26 protein-coding genes are annotated in these 18,001 nt (G+C 43.5%); 1 reads left to right on the forward strand and 25 read right to left on the reverse strand.

What is annotated here, in order from left to right; all coding sequences use genetic code 11:
• Positions 1–122: 122 nt before the first annotated feature.
• The 5 genes from AB1282_RS00335 to AB1282_RS00355 form a co-directional block, all read right to left on the reverse strand.
• Positions 123–527: a phBC6A51 family helix-turn-helix protein gene (locus tag AB1282_RS00335; protein WP_429898213.1), complete on the reverse strand. Its 405-nt coding sequence runs from the start codon at positions 525–527 to the stop codon at positions 123–125.
• Between the two features lie 380 nt (positions 528–907).
• On the reverse strand, positions 908–1,768 hold the full coding sequence (locus AB1282_RS00340; protein WP_429898214.1) for a hypothetical protein: 861 nt from the start codon (positions 1,766–1,768) through the stop codon (positions 908–910).
• A 101-nt stretch (positions 1,769–1,869) separates the two neighbouring features.
• Positions 1,870–2,442, reverse strand: coding sequence for a hypothetical protein (locus AB1282_RS00345; protein WP_429898215.1), 573 nt, complete (start codon positions 2,440–2,442; stop codon positions 1,870–1,872).
• Positions 2,417–2,848, reverse strand: coding sequence for a sigma factor-like helix-turn-helix DNA-binding protein (locus AB1282_RS00350; RefSeq protein ID WP_429898216.1), 432 nt, complete (start codon positions 2,846–2,848; stop codon positions 2,417–2,419). The genes AB1282_RS00345 and AB1282_RS00350 overlap by 26 nt, the downstream gene beginning before the upstream one ends.
• 18 nt (positions 2,849–2,866) lie before the next feature.
• Positions 2,867–3,541 (reverse strand): hypothetical protein, encoded by a 675-nt coding sequence (locus AB1282_RS00355; RefSeq protein WP_429898217.1) that lies wholly within the window; start codon positions 3,539–3,541, stop codon positions 2,867–2,869.
• Between the two features lie 134 nt (positions 3,542–3,675).
• On the opposite strand from AB1282_RS00355, the gene AB1282_RS00360 reads away from it, so the two are divergent.
• Positions 3,676–4,077 (forward strand): hypothetical protein, encoded by a 402-nt coding sequence (locus AB1282_RS00360; RefSeq protein ID WP_429898218.1) that lies wholly within the window; start codon positions 3,676–3,678, stop codon positions 4,075–4,077.
• Positions 4,078–4,092: 15 nt separating this feature from the next.
• Here the strand turns inward: AB1282_RS00360 and AB1282_RS00365 are convergent, their stop codons facing one another.
• The 20 genes from AB1282_RS00365 to AB1282_RS00460 all read right to left on the reverse strand — a co-directional run bounded on the left by AB1282_RS00365 (position 4,093) and on the right by AB1282_RS00460 (position 17,998).
• Complete coding sequence (locus tag AB1282_RS00365) at positions 4,093–4,371, reverse strand: nucleotide modification associated domain-containing protein (RefSeq protein WP_429898219.1); 279 nt, start codon at positions 4,369–4,371, stop codon at positions 4,093–4,095.
• A complete protein-coding gene (locus AB1282_RS00370) occupies positions 4,368–4,844 on the reverse strand; it encodes a hypothetical protein (protein ID WP_429898220.1) in 477 nt (158 codons plus the stop codon). The genes AB1282_RS00365 and AB1282_RS00370 overlap by 4 nt, the downstream gene beginning before the upstream one ends.
• 43 nt (positions 4,845–4,887) lie before the next feature.
• A complete protein-coding gene (locus tag AB1282_RS00375; RefSeq protein WP_429898221.1) occupies positions 4,888–5,250 on the reverse strand; it encodes a hypothetical protein in 363 nt (120 codons plus the stop codon).
• Between the two features lie 30 nt (positions 5,251–5,280).
• Entirely contained in the window at positions 5,281–5,793 is a 513-nt protein-coding gene (locus AB1282_RS00380; protein ID WP_429898222.1) for a 3D domain-containing protein, read from the reverse strand.
• Between the two features lie 13 nt (positions 5,794–5,806).
• A complete protein-coding gene (thyX, locus tag AB1282_RS00385) occupies positions 5,807–6,607 on the reverse strand; it encodes an FAD-dependent thymidylate synthase (protein WP_429898223.1) in 801 nt (266 codons plus the stop codon).
• On the reverse strand, positions 6,608–7,150 hold the full coding sequence (locus tag AB1282_RS00390) for a dUTP diphosphatase (RefSeq protein ID WP_429898224.1): 543 nt from the start codon (positions 7,148–7,150) through the stop codon (positions 6,608–6,610).
• Positions 7,147–7,377: a hypothetical protein gene (locus AB1282_RS00395; protein WP_429898225.1), complete on the reverse strand. Its 231-nt coding sequence runs from the start codon at positions 7,375–7,377 to the stop codon at positions 7,147–7,149. Before AB1282_RS00395 ends, AB1282_RS00390 begins: the two co-directional genes overlap by 4 nt.
• Positions 7,370–7,789 (reverse strand): hypothetical protein, encoded by a 420-nt coding sequence (locus AB1282_RS00400; RefSeq protein WP_429898226.1) that lies wholly within the window; start codon positions 7,787–7,789, stop codon positions 7,370–7,372. The genes AB1282_RS00395 and AB1282_RS00400 overlap by 8 nt, the downstream gene beginning before the upstream one ends.
• Positions 7,790–7,849: 60 nt before the next feature.
• Positions 7,850–8,305, reverse strand: a complete 456-nt coding sequence (locus AB1282_RS00405; protein WP_429898227.1) for a hypothetical protein — start codon at positions 8,303–8,305, stop codon at positions 7,850–7,852.
• A gap of 181 nt (positions 8,306–8,486) precedes the next feature.
• Complete coding sequence (locus AB1282_RS00410; RefSeq protein ID WP_429898228.1) at positions 8,487–8,696, reverse strand: hypothetical protein; 210 nt, start codon at positions 8,694–8,696, stop codon at positions 8,487–8,489.
• A 48-nt stretch (positions 8,697–8,744) separates the two neighbouring features.
• A complete protein-coding gene (locus AB1282_RS00415) occupies positions 8,745–9,398 on the reverse strand; it encodes a PhoH family protein (RefSeq protein ID WP_429898229.1) in 654 nt (217 codons plus the stop codon).
• Between the two features lie 122 nt (positions 9,399–9,520).
• Positions 9,521–10,483, reverse strand: a complete 963-nt coding sequence (nrdF, locus tag AB1282_RS00420) for a class 1b ribonucleoside-diphosphate reductase subunit beta (RefSeq protein WP_429898230.1) — start codon at positions 10,481–10,483, stop codon at positions 9,521–9,523.
• Positions 10,480–12,573, reverse strand: coding sequence for a class 1b ribonucleoside-diphosphate reductase subunit alpha (gene nrdE, locus AB1282_RS00425; protein ID WP_429898231.1), 2,094 nt, complete (start codon positions 12,571–12,573; stop codon positions 10,480–10,482). Before nrdE ends, nrdF begins: the two co-directional genes overlap by 4 nt.
• Positions 12,552–12,926: a class Ib ribonucleoside-diphosphate reductase assembly flavoprotein NrdI gene (gene nrdI, locus AB1282_RS00430; protein WP_429898232.1), complete on the reverse strand. Its 375-nt coding sequence runs from the start codon at positions 12,924–12,926 to the stop codon at positions 12,552–12,554. The genes nrdE and nrdI overlap by 22 nt, the downstream gene beginning before the upstream one ends.
• Entirely contained in the window at positions 12,926–13,171 is a 246-nt protein-coding gene (locus AB1282_RS00435) for a glutaredoxin family protein (RefSeq protein WP_429898233.1), read from the reverse strand. The genes nrdI and AB1282_RS00435 overlap by 1 nt, the downstream gene beginning before the upstream one ends.
• Before the next feature lie 209 nt (positions 13,172–13,380).
• A complete protein-coding gene (locus AB1282_RS00440) occupies positions 13,381–13,938 on the reverse strand; it encodes a hypothetical protein (RefSeq protein WP_429898234.1) in 558 nt (185 codons plus the stop codon).
• Positions 13,928–14,260: a hypothetical protein gene (locus AB1282_RS00445; protein ID WP_429898148.1), complete on the reverse strand. Its 333-nt coding sequence runs from the start codon at positions 14,258–14,260 to the stop codon at positions 13,928–13,930. The genes AB1282_RS00440 and AB1282_RS00445 overlap by 11 nt, the downstream gene beginning before the upstream one ends.
• A complete protein-coding gene (locus AB1282_RS00450) occupies positions 14,260–15,264 on the reverse strand; it encodes a hypothetical protein (protein WP_429898149.1) in 1,005 nt (334 codons plus the stop codon). Before AB1282_RS00450 ends, AB1282_RS00445 begins: the two co-directional genes overlap by 1 nt.
• On the reverse strand, positions 15,265–17,421 hold the full coding sequence (locus AB1282_RS00455) for a DNA polymerase (protein ID WP_429898150.1): 2,157 nt from the start codon (positions 17,419–17,421) through the stop codon (positions 15,265–15,267).
• 187 nt (positions 17,422–17,608) lie between these two features.
• Positions 17,609–17,998, reverse strand: a complete 390-nt coding sequence (locus AB1282_RS00460; protein WP_429898151.1) for a hypothetical protein — start codon at positions 17,996–17,998, stop codon at positions 17,609–17,611.
• Positions 17,999–18,001 lie beyond the last annotated feature (3 nt).

The following is an 18,001-nucleotide window of genomic DNA, read 5'->3' on the forward strand; positions in this document are numbered from 1 at the left end:
GGATTTACCGGAAAATTTCGGAGGATGTGTCCGCCAGGAGTTGCGTGCTAATAAAATGTCTACAAAAGTCTAACGGAATATAGTCACGTATTTCTACTTCCTTCTATTATATATCCCGCAAATTAACCATTAGACTCTTCGTCATTAAACCGCTTATCAAACGCTGCTATCTCGTCATCTAACGCATCGATATCGACTTCATTCGTAGTTACTTTCGTTTCTACTTCGACTTTATCCGTTAACATTCCGTTAATCTGTAACGCTAACTTAGCCATCGCTGCATTTCCGTCTCTAATCGCTATCTCCGCTAAACTTTCGATAAGTTCCGGTAATCTATCTTGTGACTGACGGATCATCTCACGCTTTAACTCACGTTCAAATAACGGTTCTTTACGCCAATTAAAAATAGTCGCCCTACTTACGCCAGCTTTTTCCGCTATCTCTTCGATAGTGAGTCCGCCTTTTTTAGGTTGCGATAAGTATTTAATAGCGATATGATGTTCCGCGTTTAATCGTTTTAACGCCATTACTTCGTTCTCCTTTCGTTAAGTTATCGATTATTCGTCCGTTAATAAATACGGACTTATACGCTGTTATACTATTTTATACTCTTCATACTATAGACCGTACTAACCCGTTTTTTATACGGTTTTACTTTATTTTTTAGCAAATAAAAGGCCGCCCTTTCGGACGGCTATCTGTTATAGTATCGATAATAAAATAATTAAATAAAGATGGCGCCGAATGAACGATAGAGAATGAAGGCGCAGGATTTGGTAACAAAGACTAAGAATAAATTACGCACTCAAAAACGCTGTATCCCTTGCGCCCGTAAGCGCCAACCTACTTTTTACGTGTCCGAATAAGCGCACACTTTTAGCGATTTATTCCGAATAAGCGCACACTTTTATTTCGGTTTAACGTTGAATACCGCCTGTAGTGTCGCATCAGGTTCGCTATTCTTACGGTAAAATACCCACGGATTAAACATATACATTCGTCTGTTACCAACGGTAACTTGCGCGATCACATACTCTCCGTCAAACGTCATCTTTGGAATACGTCGACTTATCTCGCCAGGACTTACGCCAGTTGCTTCCGCCAGTGCTTTTCGTGTAAACCAACGAATTAGTGACGGATTTTGTTCGAATGGATTAGCGCATAACGCGTTTGTTTCGTAATGGATGAACGGTAACATACGATAAATAAGTCCGATGTCCGCTGCTTTAACTTCGCGATAAACACGCTTAATTTTCGCCGTATAAGTTTTGACGATGTACTGATCGTTGAAAGCTCCGCGGAAATGATAACGAGGATTAACGGAATACACACCGTCGTTTTCTTCGATAATACCGTGAGATATACAAGCGTCAAGGAAGTCGTAGAATGAGCTAGTCTTTTTTGCGAGTTGGAGAACGAACATCATATCGGAGGTGCTCATCGGAGTCTTATCACTATTAACGAGCGTCCCTCCGTCAAAACTAACGTTACACTGAAGACGCATTAAGTAACCGCATTGAGCCGTCGTTAGCGCTCCGTAAACTTCGTGTAAATTAAGCATATTAGCCGCAGTAAATGACGCTTGCTTTCCTTTTCGCCACTTATCCCGCTCCTGTTCCGCCTTGAACGCCTCAGTCTGCGCATTACTGACTACTCGATGCGTGTGAGACGGTGCTGAAATACGCTTTTCTCCGTTCTCATCTACGTAAGAAAATACACCGTCAAAATAACGATGCTCATTCGTTCTACCTTTAAATTCTTTTTTCAATTAGATTCCTCCTTTATTATAAAAAGCCCGCCGAAGCGAGCTAAAAATACTCCTCAATATATAAGCCGTGAAACCTCGAAAAATAGTGTAGGTCGAAAGAATCATTTTTCTAATGGGTCAATTGTCCATGTTATAACGGGTTGAATTTCAGTAAATTTTTGATAAGCTTTCTTGCGCTCGATATTTCGAATTTTTGCTCTCTTATCAATAAACCTATTTTCGTATTCTGTACGCTCCCTTCGCGTTGGTTTGCCGTGGAATCTTCCATCGGATGCGTTACCGTCCATATCATTTATGGAATTAACTTCCTTACTTTCTCGACGATCAAACTGACGATCACTCATAATCGGGTATTCTTCGTCCTCCATTTTATATAAGCTCGAATTATATAATTTATCGTACAGTAAAATATCCGATAATCTATTGATATCAACTCGCTCGTCTTCCGCTAAGATTTCGTTTACTCTAACTTTCCTTTCCTCAGCTGTTACTACGAGAATTTGTTCTAACGGTATTTCTCCGTGTATATTCATTTTATAATTAAATTCTTTTCCGTTTACATACACAAGATCGGCCTGTTTCGGTCTCTCTTTCGCAGGCTCCCAAACAAGAGGACCGCCTTTTTTAAAGTCATATGCTACTTCCTTTTCAAGTTGCGCTAATTTGTTCGTCATCAATTCCGTCCCCTTTCGTTTTTACAATGTCGTAACCTTCTCCGTGATTTGCCCAGTAAAAATATACGTCCGCAATAGAATTGACCGCTCTTTCTACCGCTTCACTAACGTTCTTCTGAACGATATCCATCCGCTTGCCCGCTTCTGCCTGCGTTAAATCCTCTTCGAATACTAACCGTAACGCTTGGCGCTGCCTATCCGTCAAGCTAGCCTTAGAGATTGCCGTCTCCAGGTCGATTAGTATAATAGTAGCGTCGTAGTCTCCGAGGTATTGGCGAGACTTGAGCGCGTTATAATTGGCGAGCAAGAGGCGGACTCCGTTTGCGTTGTCTAGCGCGTATCTTGCGGAGAATTGCGAGGAATACTTGCGATCGCCTTTTTGTTTATCGTGCATCGAAACTCCCATTAAACCGCTCCTTTTTCGTTATATTTGTGATCGCATTTCTCCGGTCACTTCGAGAATAAAATCGATCTCAGTATCGTAAAATCCACGCCATTTCTTCGCCGACATCGCTCGTAATAAAGGTAAGATGACGTCACTTGGCGCATTCTTTTGTAGTTCTTTATACATAAACTTGCCGACGTAAAATTCGTTCGATACTCCGTGCCAATTTGCGTATATTCCCGATTTATTTAAAGACCAGTAGTTATCGTAACGACCACCGAAGTAAAATAAATCTCGATCATCGAAGTATTTCGTAAGCCACACGTCTTTCTTTTTGTATCCGATAACATTCCCGTTATAGCCGTTATTTGCTGAATTAGCGTACCAGCTTCGATATTGCTCCGTAACCTCAACTTCGACTGTCTCTTTATTTTTAAATACGTTACATAGATACGGAATTGCGTTCCATGTTTCCGGAGACCAATTGCAGTTTAATATCTCGGCAAACGGAGCTTCTATAGTCGCTACTTCTACTACTTCTTTAAATGAACCGTTAATATAAAACGGCCTTATCCCGTAACTAGTGTCGTATCTAACAAACCAATCGTATTTCTCCGTCAGCTTTCGATGCATACCTTTTAGCAGCCGGACGCGATACGGAATTATATATCTATCAAATTCCGCTATAGTCGGTAAGTATCGACGTTCTTCCATGTTTCGACCACCTTCCGTTAATTTCTTGTTAATTCGTCGAAAACTTTTCGTTCTACGCCAACCTTCGTCCTATTGTCACTTTTTCGCTAATTGCGTATAATGGCGGTATAGACCAGCAAAGGAGTGTTCCGCCCATGACTGATAATTTTCAATGGATTTCGAATGATTCTGCGTCACATGACGCTTATATAACGCTTGATGCGATGAAACGCCTGTATCTTAGTACGAAAGCCTGCGCCGTAATGGGCCTTCCGAAAAAGGAGGCGTTCGAGCTTTTCGTAGGTTACGATGCGTTAAATAAGCGCCTAGTGATCGCAAAGCCCGACTTAGTGTCGCCTGTAAATGTGAAACCGTTTAAATTCGATAAAAGGAGTTACGCAAGCGCCCGACCATTGCTCGACAAGATGGACGTTAAAGTTGCGCAATTGCCGTTGCGCTATAACTATGTTGGACGCCTGCATAACGATAAGATGTATCCGGCTGGTACGTATGTGTTCGAATTAGACGGACATACTGCGGTTGATGGCCGATTGTAACTGCGGAGTAATTGCCTATTTTACTCCGCTTTCTTTACGTTTCTCCACTAGCGTTAAAACTGCGTAACCTGCCGCATCGAGTAGCGTATCCTCTACGCTTTCGCCTACCGTATCCTTTCCGCCATTTACAAGATTATCTAGACGGCTCATTTTGTCGTCAAGTCGGATTAGTCCGCTTAAAACACCATACTTTGCGTATTGCTTCGAAAAACTATCGTCATAATCGCGATTCTTACGGATAAGTAGCGCCTTTAGTTCGTCGCATATCGCTTCAATTCGTTGTTCTTGCGTCATATAATATCGCCACCTTTCGTTAATTTGGCTATTGTGTCCGCTATTGTTATAACATCTGCCTCGCGATCAATTCGCAAGTTTACCGAAAAGTTATACGCTTTATCTCGCTCATCTAAAAACCGGATATCCGACAGATTACTTTCAGTAATTTCGCGAAGTTCGTTAAGCTTACTCGTAAGGCTTGCGATTTCTTGCGCTAAAGTTTCCGTGTTGTTCTGCGTCATGCGGACTTGCGTCTCTAGCGCTGAGTTCTTGCGGATTAGCTTCGCCACGACATCGATCAACTTGCTCGAATCAACTACGTCAAACTCTTCGTTGAATACTGCGCCTTTTACCGTTTGGACTCCGGCATCGTTTGCGGACAGGACTTCGAGAATGTCGCCTGCCGAGTACTTTCCGAATGAGAATTGCGTGTTCGTGACGAGGATTAGGTCGCCTGCTTGCGCTTTTTGTTGCGCATTTGATTTCGTCATAGGTTATCGCTCCTTTAATTTCGTTTTTTATTCGTAGTACGTACTAAGCTTTTAGTTCTTTAAATAACTCATCGATTAAATCTACAGGGACGTAGCAATATACACTACCTTCAAAACATTCGTTTATTTCATCTAACTTAGAGAATGTAGGCAATATATCAGTTAGACTTACAAATTCTCGTTCTCCATTCATTAAAGCAAATTCCATATTTGTGTAATCTTCAATGTTTTTTAATGTTTTTCTAGGTGTACAATAATGACCATAACTAGCTTGGATACTCAACCAAAGATTGTCATTAATTTTAATACCTTTAAACATTCTAAAAGTTGTATCTTCATCAAAAGGAAGTACCATTCCTATTGCTTTAGTGTCCTCAGTTACTTCTAACTCTTTTAAAAATTCCATTTTCATTCCCCTCTCTTTACTAAACTCTTTTCACCTATTACGTATTATCCGAACCTTCGCCGTCTGCCTCCCGAAATCCACCGCCTCATCTTCCGTCGATACTAGGAAATCAATTCGGCGTCCTTTAATATCTCCGCCAGTATCCTCGGCAACTGCTACGATAACCTTTCCGCTATTCAACCGTATTTCTACCTTCGAACCTAAAGGAATCACTCGCGGATCAACCGCTATTATCCGCTTGCCTTTAAAGAGTACCGACTTTCTAACGTCAATTCCCGTCTTAGTTATTCCGATACACCCCGTATTGCAGAACGGAGTATATGCGGTAACTTCGTAAATTTCGTAGGCTATGGCCGGCCTGGGTTTCGGCTTAGGCGCCTGCGGTTTTGGCTTCGGGTCGTCATTCGGATTATTTGCGACTATGAACGTCCTCGGTTTCGTTACTGCAGGCGGATGTAATTCGTTTACTAGCGCAGCATCATTTACGCCTCCTGCGAGCATCAAATTCGTAGTTAGTAATATCGTCGTTAGTCCGATATTCATCGCCTCCTCGTTGTTACTTCCTCTTAGTTGCCTCGAATAATGCGTCTGTCCACGGCTCAACTTCCGCTACTGCTTTACGCAGGTTCTCACTTAACGATTGAATTTCGCCCTGTGCGTGAGTCTCTTCGTTTCTCTTACCGTAGAAGTCTAGCAAACTGCGAAGATTTGCCGTCATAACGAGATTACACGCTGTAGCTTGCGGCAGGACTGCGCGAGCATCTTCGGCCGGTACGCCTGCTTCACGTAGCTTATCGTAGGACTCTTGCGCGTTTTTCATTGCTTCGTAAAATAGTCCAATGGCGCTAATCTTATCAATTTTATCTCCGCTTAACCTTAGCCATTTATCGTCGCTAATATTTTCCGGACGAACATGGTCAAATCCGCCACTTCGATCATCTGAGCCGAATTTAACATAACGTTGCGATTGAACGCTGAAGCTGAATCCTACGCGGTGACGAGTTAGTTGCGCCAATAACGCTCGGCTTACGCCCTCAACCGCAAATGTGAACGTTATGTGTTCCAGCGTCGACAAATGACCGCTATTTGAGATATGACGGATTAATCGGTCGGCTTCCGTGCCTTTACCGCCGTCTGACGCTTTCTTGCCGAAATATTTAGCGCCTTCTATTGCGATGATTTCTGACGGTTTATTTGCGGAGTAGCAAGTGCGGATTGCCGTTAGTGCTACCGCTTGACCGTCGGTTGCGTCAGGTGCTTCTGGCCATCGATATATATCCGATAAAATACCTTCTTTAAATCCTTCGCTTAATTGCGTATGTGCGATTAAAGTTACGTTCATTTTAGTTTCCGCCATTTATTCGTCCCCTTTCGTTTTAACGCCTGAGCTGCCGAAGCCACCTTCGCCTCTTGCGGAATTACTAAGCTCAGCCACTTCCTTAAATAGCGCCGTTTCATGCTGATTGATTACGCCTTGACCGAGACGATCACCTTTGCGGATAACGTAAGTTCCTCGCGGATACCAGCCGTCGTCGCCGTATTCTCCGTCTAATGTCTTCGGATAATCCATGAACGGAACTAAGTCGCCATCCTGTACCGCAACGACTGGCGCTGCTATGTTATCGACGATGATTCCAATACCGCCCCTAAAGCCGCAATCTATAGTCCCTAATTGAACGCGAAGTTTCGTCTTAACTGTTATTCCGCTACGAGGGCGCACCTGGATTTCGTAGTGTGGTGTAATTTCCATCGCCAAGCCTGTCGGAATAATCTTCGTTTCGCCCGGTTGAATAATTACGTCTTCGCTCGCTACTAAATCGAAACCTGCGTCATTTTCGTTAGCGTATGAAGGGATAACTGCGTCCTCGCTTAATCGTTTAACCTTTACGTTTACTCTCATTCCGATTCCTCCATTTCCGCTCTATATCGCAAATCGTTCGCAATCTCATGCGCTAACCCCAAATTCTCTAAATACGAAAGTGTATCGCTATGTCCCGTTATATACTCGCCATTCTTAAGTTTGACACCAATGATCACGCCATCCATTTCGCCAGCTTCGTATAACTGCGAAAGCTTTTCGATAAGTTCCGCGTTGCCGTCGTTGATGAGGCGCTTAACGTTACTCATGCGCTAGGTCCTCGCGATTCTCTACCTTGCAGACTAGCGTACATCTATCGTCAACCAAATGAACGTTAACTTCTAAAACTTCGTATAGCATACCGTTTCTTAAGACGATATCTCCAACTTTGTTCTCGCGCTTAACTTCATACCTCGCACCTTCGACAATTCGAGCGATAGTTACGAGGTCTAAATTCGTTCTATTTCGGAGGTATTCCATCTGCAATAATCTATCTTTAAATCCGGCAGTAAATGAGTAAGTTATTTCCTTCGCCTGTTCCTCTGTAACGTAAATCATTTCGCCACCTCTTCCGATAGAATTCTCGCATTGTTTAATAATCCAATCGCCGACATCACCTTTTAAGACCGCATGTTTATCGCGATTCTCCTTAAGCATTTCTAACTTCTCTTTATCGGTCATTCCGAAAACACCTCCGTTAAATTTTCCGAGTCTCGCCTTGCCTATTGACGCCTCGGCCGTTTAATGAATAATTCCGCCTACCTTACCTAAAAACCCCGCTACCACCGTAACTACTACGCCTGCGGTTGCCGCCACAGTGCTCGGATCGATTACGTGGAAAGCTGACGGGTCGATGTGCGGTAAGTGGTGCGCTAGCTGCGGAAGGCTTGGCGCGTGCTCTGCGACTTTGTGTACGATTGTCTGAACGACCTTGCCTGGTTCCGCTTTCGAAAGTAGATTGATTTTCATTTCGTGAACAGTTAGCGCGTTTTGAATTGCGCTGACTTGCGTTTCCGTATGATTGATTAGCGCTTGCTGCGCCTGGACTTGCGCGTTTAGTTCGTTGATTTGGCGCGTAAGTTTGTTGACGTAGCCGAACGTGAAGCTAAAGTTGAACGATAGTAGTAAGAGGAGTAGTAAGTATTTCAGCTTACGTTTGAGCGTTGATGAGCGCTTTTGTTTCGGATTGCGTTTCATTCCGATCACTCCTTCGTTTTATTGAACTCTTTCTCCGTATTACGCATTAACTTAAAGCCCAAACTCCTAAACCGAACCCAGTTAATAATCCACTTATGAAGATTAATAAAAATGTGAGAATTACAATTACTTTAAGTGATTTACTTTTCATATAATCCCCCTTTTACTGTAGAGTGCGACATCATTCTTCTTCACTTATATCAATTGTTGAATCAATAATCCCGAACTTATCCCCTTGGAAACCAATCGTTCCCTTTGTAATCGTCTTGACTTTGTGCTTCGTGAATATTTCTTTTAAATCGGTTAAGAAAGCTTCTACGTCCAAAGGTTCTTTACGTCCTAAACCCCAATAATTATTATGATGAGAAAACAAAGGTCTATCATTATTCATCTTATATCCTCCTTTTTCTTATTGCGCTATTTACACCAACTCAATTGTTCACCATTCTAATTTGTCCGCGTGTTGCGATAGTCTGCCTCGGAAGTTCACCGTAAGCTCTACGAGTTTTGCGTAAGGTTCGTCGTGGAAGTGTTCGATATACGGAGCAAATCCGCTTTTCTTCGGATCAGGTAAGTCGCATTGTCCGGTATGACCTTCGATGACTACCGTACAGCTATCGTGCAAACGCGTCAGAATTTTCTTCATGTCGCCACGACTGTAATTCTGAGATTCCGCTAAGATGACCGTTTTATCTTTCAGATTGATACCGCGTGCGAACGTATGACTCATCGGATATACCCAAACATGACCGGCTTTCATTGCGTCGAGATTGTCGGGGTCGTAGATTACCTTGTCGGGAACCTCTCCGATTTCCATTAGCGCGTCTTTTAACGGCGTCAAGTATTCCTTTTCTTTTTCTTGCTGCGTACCTGGACGGAAGCCCATCGCCTTCTCTTCGACTGGCGAAAAGATGTATACTAACGGCTTTCCGATAATTCTTGCGCAAGCTACTGCTAGCGTTGTTTTTCCGCTACCGCTCTTCGCGTTGACGATCGTGAGCTGGTTATCGAAAATACTGTCGACATACTCGCGTTGTTCATTCGTTAATTTATCCGCAAAACCAAAAAGCATATTGTCCTTCGGTAACGGCATCCGTTTGGCCTCCTTAGTTTAGGTCGTTATTTATAGCGAAGGGCACCTCCGGGATGGAAGCGCCCCTCTTACTTCTTATGCCGCGCTAGCTTTTAAACTCGCGCAGGTTTTACGGTAACTTTTTAAAACTCCGCAAAATCATCGTCCGACAACTCTTCGACGTTAGACTTGATATATCCGTTGCCCTTCATCGAAAAGAAGTCGTGCGTATCTGTTTCCGTCGATAGTCCGTTAAGCACGATCGGATTAATTGGCTCATGTTCGTAATGCGCAAGTCTACCGAGATTCATTAGCGCCTTGTTTGCGTTATACTTCAGAAATTCGCGGACCTGGTGCGCTAAGTTGATTCCGCCGTATAGTTCGTTCGAATACGTAATTTCGTTCGCCATTAAATCGCCCAGCAGCTCGAAAGTTTCTGCGTCAGCTTGCGCTTTTTGATTATCGTTAAGCTTAGCGTAAGTCTCCTGCGCCAACGCTCCGATATAAACGCCGTGAATCGCTTCATCACGCAGAATTAACTTGATCATTTCGGCGCTGCTCGTAAGCTTTCCGTTACCGCCCATGTATAACGGATAGAAGAATCCGCTATAAAATAAGAATGATTCAAGGAATACGGAAGCAGTCATCGCCATATATAGCGAATAGTTATCGGTAATATTGCGGTAGTAGTCCGTAACTCTTTTCGCTTTATACTGAAGTTGTTTATTATTTGCGACCCATTCGTGAATCTCCGTGATTTGGCTCTTTTCTAGTAGCGTATCGAATATCGTTGAATACGACTGCGCGTGAATGTTTTCCATATACGCCATATTCGCTAACGTTGCTTTCTGTTGCTTATTCGTTAATGCTAGCGCTATGTACGGCATTCCCTCGTTACCTTGTTGAGTATCGAGGAGATTTAATCCGCCTAACGCTTTTTTATACGCTTCCTTTTCGGCTTCAGTTAATAGCGCCCAAGTACTTTTATCCTTTGCGACTGCTACTTCTTTATCTAACCACAACTGCGTATTAAGTTGCGGCCAGACTATTTGCGTTAATTGATGATCACTTTCGTTCCAATTTACACCGTTAAATACTTCGTTCATATTGAGCACGCCTCACATTCTTCGATTACATTTGCGACTTTTGTTCGCGTATAATATAGCGACTTCAATCCTTTTGACCACGCATACATATAAAGTTTTACGAGGTCCTTCGTAGTTGCCGTTGATTTCATAAATAACGTCGTACTAATACCCTGATCGACGTGTTTCTGTAACGCAGCGATAACGTCTAGCATATCGCGCATCTCCATATCGTAAGCCGGCACGTAATATCCGTTAGCTTCGTCAAGGAATGGCATCGGATAATTTGACGTTAAATCTCCGTAAGTTCTCGTTTCGATGATTTCCGTAATTGGCATTGCGCTAGCTGTTGCGTTTTGCAAATACGAAATTGAGCCAGTCGGAGCGATTGCGTTAAGATATCCGTTAGCCATTCCGTTAAGCATACAGTCGACCCATAAGTCCGCCCACTCATCACTAGTCGGAATATGAACTCCGTCAAATAATCGCGCCATTTTTTCGCTAGACGGTACCATATCTACGTCGAAATATTGGTCGAAAGCCTTTCCGCTAGAATAATCGGATTGTTCAAACCCTTCGAATACAATGCCGTACTCTTTCGCATACTCAACGCTAGCCTTAATCGAATGGTATCGGATCAATGCGCCTAAGATGTCCGCAAACTCTACGCTTTCCTTACTTCCGTAAATAATACGATTCTTCGCAAGGTATCCGTGAAGATTCATTACACCAAGACCAATTGCTCGAAGGCTCTTATTTCCGTTAGTTACGGACGGAACCGCAGGCAATTCGTTATAATTTACGACTGTATTTAATCCGTAGACTGCCGTTTTAATCGCCTCTTCGACTTGTTTTGTTTCGAGAATATTAGCGATATTTAACGATCCAAGTACGCAACTAATGTCAGAACCCCATTCGTTTTCAGTACTTCCGTAGCCTTTAATATCGCTTTCCTTCGATAACTGAAAAATTTCCGTGCAGAGATTCGAATTTTTAATACGTCCTAACTCGCTAAGAGCGTGCTGATTATTCGCATTATCGATAAAGATTACGTAAGGATAACCGGACTCTTGTTGAACTTGCGCTATCTTTGTAATTAACTTTCGCGCATCCTTCTTCGTCTTCCTAACGCCAGGATCTTCGACTAGCTTGTCGTACCATTCGTTCATATCCATTTCGTCCAAGTTAACGCCGAATGTTTTAAATACGGAATACGGCGCAAATGTATAAAACGCTTCGCCTGACTTAACGAGCTCCATGAATTTATCCGGCACCAGTACGCCAATACTTAACGTCTTTAATCGGATGTTATCGTCGACATTGATTCGCTTTGTATCTAAAAACTCGTCGATATCCGAGTGGAATACGGACAGATAAGCGACTCCTGACCCGTTACGTTGACCGAGCTGATCGAAGTATAAGAACGTATTCTCTAACATCTTCGCAACGCCAACCGGACCGCCTGCGCAATTCTCAACGCCTTTAATCGCTTCGTTTCTAGCGCGTAGTTTAGAAAGCCCGATACCAACTCCCCCGCCTTGACGGCTTAATTGTGCGGAAGCATATATCGAATGTTGTATACCTTCCGTTGAATCTGGCGTATCGAGAATGAAACAACTTACGTGCTTACCGCTACGCTTTCTCGCTGCGTTTAAGAATGTCGGAGTTGCCGGCTGATAATTCTGTAGCATCATTTGCTCCGTTAATTTCATTGCTAATTCGTAATCACCGTCACCTAACGTTAAAGCTACCGCTGACACTCGGTCTTCATAGCGTTCTAGGAATCTCGATCCGTCATCCGTTTTAAGCGCATAATTTTCGTAGAATTTAACCGCAGCCATGTACGATTGAAAACGGAATTTGTACGAGTACGCTTTCTTATAAACGGATTTAATTTCATCGTATGAATACTTATTGAAGACGGTCGCGTCGTAATAATCGTTGTTAAATAAGTACGCTAGCTTTTCGCTTAGCCCGTCATCAAAATACACCATATTCATATTTATATAATCGATAAAGTAGTGGTAAACCGCTTCCTTATCCTTGTCGAGCTGATACGCGCCATCCTTCAGTACTTTTACCTCGCTATTTAATTCCGTCCATTTTGCCAAATTTCCGACACCCTCTCCGTAAGTATTTTTATATCGTCATTCGTTCCGCTAAGTTCGAATTTTAGTAGTATTGGTACGTTATACACCAAAGCAATTCTATCCGCTGCTTTACCGAAATTTTCACCCCATATAATATTTCCACTCGAAGCTACTCCGATTAATTTGTCGCCATGCTTCCGTAAGAACTCCGAAGTACTCGGCGGAACATTGCCGAAGCCGGTCGTATATGTAACGAGAATAAACGGCTCGCTAACGTCCTCGACCTCGGCTATATCCACCGCCTCAAACGGAAGGCGCTCGACGAATCGGCGCACATTTCCGGTCAGGCTATCGAAGTATATCCGCGAATTCATTACTCAAGCTCCGCTTTCAAGCGATGATATCCGCCAACTCCGAAATAAAGCTTTCCGTTATACAAGAACGTTGGGACGCTCGATAATGCGTGTTGCGAAACTGCCTCGGGATTCTCCGTAATATCAACTTCGGTGATCGTTGCGTTTAAAGCCGCCCATTCTTCGTGCTCGCCTTCGTATAGTGACTTTGTTACGGTGCACATCGGACAATTCGGTTTCGTAAACTTCGTGATTGATTTCGTCATTTTGACTCCCCCTCATTAACATCTATTTCTATTTCGTATCTTCGGTAAATACTGAAAATAGTCGCCTTATCGGACTCTAACGCGTGAGGATGAATTGTTTTTGCGGGAACAGTACAGACGAAATCCCACCCTTTGCTAGTGAATCTTTCGATAGTTTCAGCGCTTATATATCCGTTTGTAATGATATATTTAAGTTCAATCATTTCGCTTCACTCCTTCGTAATCAATTTCGCTTGTATTCCGTAAGCCACCGCTATTGCCGCACTATCACTTTCGTCGTCCACCACAAACTCGCCACTGTAACCGGTCCACTTTCGCACAGCTTCGGCAACTTCGTTCTTTTCCGCTTTACCAACGCCAACGACTAGCTTCTTCACTTTCGACTGCGGAATACCGAGCAGCCACTTTACGCGACCGCCTCTGCCGACTTCTTGCCATTTATCGAAGGTCAATCCGAACTTACTTACCGCTCGATCGACTCCCGACCATGCTGCAAATACCGGATAATTCTGTCCGCTAGACTGTCCGTGAAAGTCTTCGCGAATCACGTAATCGAAGCCCTTTCCGATATGCTTAGCGATAAACAATGTCGCCCATGACTCGACGATATCTGTCCGCAAAGGATGAGGTTGTTTCGAGTCAGTCTTAACGTGGGACATTGCGATTATCTTCGGCTTGCCGTTTGCGATATCGACTATCGCTACGCCTGGCGATGAAAGCGAGATGTCGAACGATAAGATGCGGTATGTCTTGCGTTTACTCGTCATCTTCGGACTCCGGCAATTCAACGCCCAACTCTGCAGCAGCTTCATAGATACACATATTAGCAGTAGCCTCAGTCATATTTCGAAGAAAAGCGTAAAAGCTATCTTTAACTCCGTAATACCTATCTATAAACGTTGAAACATTGTAGTAACTATTGTAATCCTCCCAATATTCGTTATTTAAAAGGAAATAGTCGCTACCTGATTTATGACCGAATGCGAGTAGAATTTCGTCTAAAAAAGGTTCATCTTTAACGCCTACAGTGACTAATTCTTCGCGAATTTTACCGTAATCCCCTACGTTCATATCGACTGACCTACCCATCAAATCGCCTCCCTACGCACATTTTCGATATACTCTAACGCTTCAGCATAACCACGCTTTTTCCAGTCCGGTAAACTTGATCGTTGCATACGTTCAACTTGCGACTGAATTTCCGCCAATTCCTCCGCATCAACACTTTCCGCACAACTACGCTTGAAGTTATTGAATCGGAAGCTTTCAAGGTCTAATGGCGGCTTAACACCTTCCGCAACACATCGCGTCACATTCGCAAATTTATCGAGTACGCCTGCCTTCATTTCGTCCGTAATATCTACGCCAAACACTCGGAAGTCCGGCGACTTTTCGTGCTCCGCGTCCGTCATAAACCACGCTTTAACGCTGCAGTTGACGTAAACGATTAGATACGCGTCGATATCGTACATTAATCCGTAGCAAGTTACCTGCTTTACGTGGTCATCTTTCGGACCTTTCATACGTTGGAATCCCGTTTCGCTGTACGACGTTTGCTTACTCTTGATTTCGATACCGACGCGCTTAATTTCGCCAGTTGCTTCGTCGAGATATTCGAGTAATCCGTCCGAGGTTCCGAACAAACTGAAACGTTGTCCGTTATGTTCGAAGAACCTCTGCGTCTTAACGAAGTCTTCGAAGAACGGATTACCTTCGCCATTTCGCGCCATCTTAAACGGAACTTTTTCTCCGGTAAACTTTTCGTAATGTCGCTCCGCTAAAAGTATCTCGCGTTGTAGCCAATCGCCGACTGCCGTTCCTCGTGCCGTATATCTTCGTTGCCACGGCTTAACTTCGTCCTCATCGCGAGGCATTTTTAACGCCTTGACGTAAAGCTCGCGGTCAGATGATCCGGACGATGAAGGCGAAAAATACGGTGCCGATTTGAAATCCGTCGGTTTATACTTACGCATTTCTTTCGCATATGCCTCGTGCAGTGCGATATCTAACTTCGTATCGAAAGGCTCGCGATATGAATGCCATTTATTTAGAAAATCCGTAAATTGCGTTGCTATTTCGTTAATGTTTGTCAATTAATCGTCCTCCTCTTCGTTAAACCATTCGTCATTCTTAACTTTTTCGAGCCATCTTTCCGGATTTAGTTCTACGTCGCAGCGTACCGGACAAACTAACTTAACTGCGTTTTCCATCGTTTCCCTTATTTCGTTAAGACCTTCTTCCGTAATATTTCGCGGACAGTCTAAAACGAGCTCATCGTGTACCTGAAGCAATATTTCGGAATCATGTTTCGCTAGTTTCGGTTTAAGGTCAACGATAGCTTTCTTTAAAATCGATCCTGCGCTAGCCTGTATCGGAAAGTTACCCGCTTGCCTTTGCGCTCCAAATTTACGGAACATATCCTTCGATTTAATTTCCTTATGCAATCGGCGCTTTCGTCCGAATATATCCGTTACAAAACCTTGCTTCATTACAAGGCGATGTTGCTCATCCATATAACGTTTAATCCCTGGATAACCGAGGAAGTAATCGTCGATAATCTTCTGCGCTTCTTTCTTACTGATTTCTAAGTTGTCAGCGAGTGAGCCTGCGCCCATTCCGTATACAATTCCGAAGTTTACTATCTTCGCTTGCTTACGAAACTTTTGCTCGGCTGATCCGTCGTTGTCTTTTCCGTTTTCGATATCTTCGTAGCTATATTGTCCTGCGCTTATTAACGCTGCAGTTGTCGAGTGAATGTCGTGCCCATTTTCGAAAGCTTTAATTAATACTTGCTCATTCGCCATATGCGCTAAAACTCGTAGCTCAATTTGGCTGTAGTCAATCGAGACAAGAATACGGTCGCTAGACGTCGCTAGGAAAAGATGTCGTACTTCTGGACGTTTCGCCGGTATTTGCTGAGTGTTAGGCGACTTACAAGTAAATCGTCCAGTCGCAGCTCCCCACGAATTATGCCATGGATGTATCTTTCCGTCAGACTTAACTTCCTTCGGTAACTTTTGCGTAAATGCTTGACGAAGTTTTCCGACACCTCGATATTCCATTATTAAAGGAATTACCGGATGTTCACGTTTTAACTTTTTCAGTATCTTAACGCCAGTTGATCCGTTAGCTATGTCCGTAAGTTTTAAATCTACGAATAACTTCTGCTTAAGTTGCGCTGGAGAATTAAGATTAATTTCTTCGCCGAAAATTCCCGTAATTTTTTCTAAAAGTTCCTTCTCTTCAACTTCAAATTTCGCGTCTAATTCCGAAGCCTTCTCGGTATCAAATCGAATTCCGCGTAAGTCTGAACGTATAAATTGACGACATACCGGCATTTCAATATCGAAAATTAATCGCTTGATATCCGCCAACTTTTCCGTGTTTAAGTGCTTCATTATCCAATCGTAAAGCTTCAACGTTTTCTCCGTATCGCCTGCCGCATAGGGTAACGCTACTTCTAACGGTACTTCGTTAAATTGAACATTCGGAAACAACTCGTCGAAGTTATCGCTCGGCTCTTTTAACCAATCCGTTAACAAGTTCTTTAAACGGTGATCACGGTTTTCATCGAGTGCCATCGCCATAATTCGAGTATCTGCGTGAAGAGCGTCCGTTAAGTTTAATCCGTAATGTACTTCCATCCATTTACAGTCGAAAGGAGCGTTGTGCATTACGATTTTAGCGCTCTCCAATACGTCCCATAATTCGCAGATTGAATGAATATGAAGTTGTTCACCTTCGGAATGCTTAATCGGAACGTAATAACTTGCGTTTTTAGTTGTAACGGAGAATCCCGCAACGTTGCCGCGCCACGGGTCTAAAGCCCCTCCGTTTTCTCCAAATGTTTCGCAGTCAAACGCGATTAATTCCGATGTTGAAATATCGTCGCGCATCTTCCAAAGTTTTTCATGCGTGTCAACTAATACGTAATTACTCGGAGTCTTCGCAACTAAATCCGCTAACTTCTGCTCGCGTTGACTTTCCGCCAGTTGCTTATATAACCGGAGCGCTTCCGCCTTGCTAAATCGTTTAGCAGAATCGGAGGGATTTCTGCCTATCAAACCCTCCGCCATTCCGCGTCTTACTTCCAGCAACCGTTCTTGATCCGCTGTTGCGTTTTTCATCGATAGAATCCGTTGCCACGCTTCGTCTATCGTTTCAGTTACGGCTTGCTTTCGCTTAACGGCTTCCTTTAAGGCGTCCGTTTTCTTAACGATATCGCCGCCGATATTTAATTCGAGTTGCATCGTTTAATCACCGCCTAGGTCAACGTCGGACACATTCATCCGTTTATAAAATTCGATTACATCTTCGGAATTATCTTCCGCCCAAGTTTCGAAGCAAGTTACGTCGCAAAAGTATTCTTCGGATTTATCGTCGTACAACGCAAAGCCTTGCGGGATGTTCGAGTTGCAGGCGTTGCAGACGTAACCACTAGCCGACATTGACTTCCGCCTCAACTTTCGTTAAATTAACCCAACGCTTGCCTATCGTACTCTCGCTCGCCCAATATTCCGCGAATCCTTTGCACGGAGTCATATATACGTCGTTGCCGTCAACTCCGACGATGTAATCGCAGTCTTCAAGCGAATAATTCGTGCCGTTACTTTTGCGCCCGCTGATTACGTACTCACCTTTGCGATCATGACGGCGATTAATCGTTTTAACCTGGAACGTTTTGCACTCGCCAGTTTCCGAATGCTTGCCGATTAAATCGTAAACTTCTGGGATGACAGGCTTCGAAATCTGCCATCCGCTAGCAATTAACGCAATAGTTGCGGCCATTTCGGAAAGACCGCCAGTTATCGTGGTTTCGTGTGCCATAAT

Origin of the sequence: Gottfriedia sp. S16(2024), from assembly GCF_050473765.1 — a bacterium.
In the GTDB taxonomy this organism is placed as follows: domain Bacteria; phylum Bacillota; class Bacilli; order Bacillales; family Bacillaceae_G; genus Gottfriedia.

Bases quoted from the DNA above. Each gene is read 5' to 3' on its own strand.
- AB1282_RS00400 (WP_429898226.1), bottom strand. From the start codon at position 7,789: ATGACCGATAAAGAGAAGTTAGAAATGCTTAAGGAGAATCGCGATAAA.
- AB1282_RS00395 (WP_429898225.1), bottom strand. From the start codon at position 7,377: ATGAGTAACGTTAAGCGCCTCATCAACGACGGCAACGCGGAACTTATC.
- AB1282_RS00360 (WP_429898218.1), top strand. From the start codon at position 3,676: ATGACTGATAATTTTCAATGGATTTCGAATGATTCTGCGTCACATGAC.
- nrdF (WP_429898230.1), bottom strand. From the start codon at position 10,483: ATGAACGAAGTATTTAACGGTGTAAATTGGAACGAAAGTGATCATCAA.
- AB1282_RS00380 (WP_429898222.1), bottom strand. From the start codon at position 5,793: ATGAATATCGGACTAACGACGATATTACTAACTACGAATTTGATGCTC.
- AB1282_RS00445 (WP_429898148.1), bottom strand. From the start codon at position 14,260: ATGGGTAGGTCAGTCGATATGAACGTAGGGGATTACGGTAAAATTCGC.
- AB1282_RS00455 (WP_429898150.1), bottom strand. From the start codon at position 17,421: ATGCAACTCGAATTAAATATCGGCGGCGATATCGTTAAGAAAACGGAC.
- AB1282_RS00410 (WP_429898228.1), bottom strand. From the start codon at position 8,696: ATGAATAATGATAGACCTTTGTTTTCTCATCATAATAATTATTGGGGT.
- AB1282_RS00390 (WP_429898224.1), bottom strand. From the start codon at position 7,150: ATGAGAGTAAACGTAAAGGTTAAACGATTAAGCGAGGACGCAGTTATC.
- AB1282_RS00355 (WP_429898217.1), bottom strand. From the start codon at position 3,541: ATGGAAGAACGTCGATACTTACCGACTATAGCGGAATTTGATAGATAT.
- AB1282_RS00435 (WP_429898233.1), bottom strand. From the start codon at position 13,171: ATGACGAAATCAATCACGAAGTTTACGAAACCGAATTGTCCGATGTGC.
- thyX (WP_429898223.1), bottom strand. From the start codon at position 6,607: ATGGCGGAAACTAAAATGAACGTAACTTTAATCGCACATACGCAATTA.
- AB1282_RS00415 (WP_429898229.1), bottom strand. From the start codon at position 9,398: ATGCCGTTACCGAAGGACAATATGCTTTTTGGTTTTGCGGATAAATTA.
- AB1282_RS00370 (WP_429898220.1), bottom strand. From the start codon at position 4,844: ATGACGAAATCAAATGCGCAACAAAAAGCGCAAGCAGGCGACCTAATC.
- AB1282_RS00335 (WP_429898213.1), bottom strand. From the start codon at position 527: ATGGCGTTAAAACGATTAAACGCGGAACATCATATCGCTATTAAATAC.
- AB1282_RS00440 (WP_429898234.1), bottom strand. From the start codon at position 13,938: ATGACGAGTAAACGCAAGACATACCGCATCTTATCGTTCGACATCTCG.
- AB1282_RS00405 (WP_429898227.1), bottom strand. From the start codon at position 8,305: ATGAAACGCAATCCGAAACAAAAGCGCTCATCAACGCTCAAACGTAAG.
- AB1282_RS00345 (WP_429898215.1), bottom strand. From the start codon at position 2,442: ATGACGAACAAATTAGCGCAACTTGAAAAGGAAGTAGCATATGACTTT.
- nrdI (WP_429898232.1), bottom strand. From the start codon at position 12,926: ATGAATTCGCGGATATACTTCGATAGCCTGACCGGAAATGTGCGCCGA.
- AB1282_RS00375 (WP_429898221.1), bottom strand. From the start codon at position 5,250: ATGGAATTTTTAAAAGAGTTAGAAGTAACTGAGGACACTAAAGCAATA.
- AB1282_RS00350 (WP_429898216.1), bottom strand. From the start codon at position 2,848: ATGGGAGTTTCGATGCACGATAAACAAAAAGGCGATCGCAAGTATTCC.
- AB1282_RS00460 (WP_429898151.1), bottom strand. From the start codon at position 17,998: ATGGCACACGAAACCACGATAACTGGCGGTCTTTCCGAAATGGCCGCA.
- AB1282_RS00365 (WP_429898219.1), bottom strand. From the start codon at position 4,371: ATGACGCAAGAACAACGAATTGAAGCGATATGCGACGAACTAAAGGCG.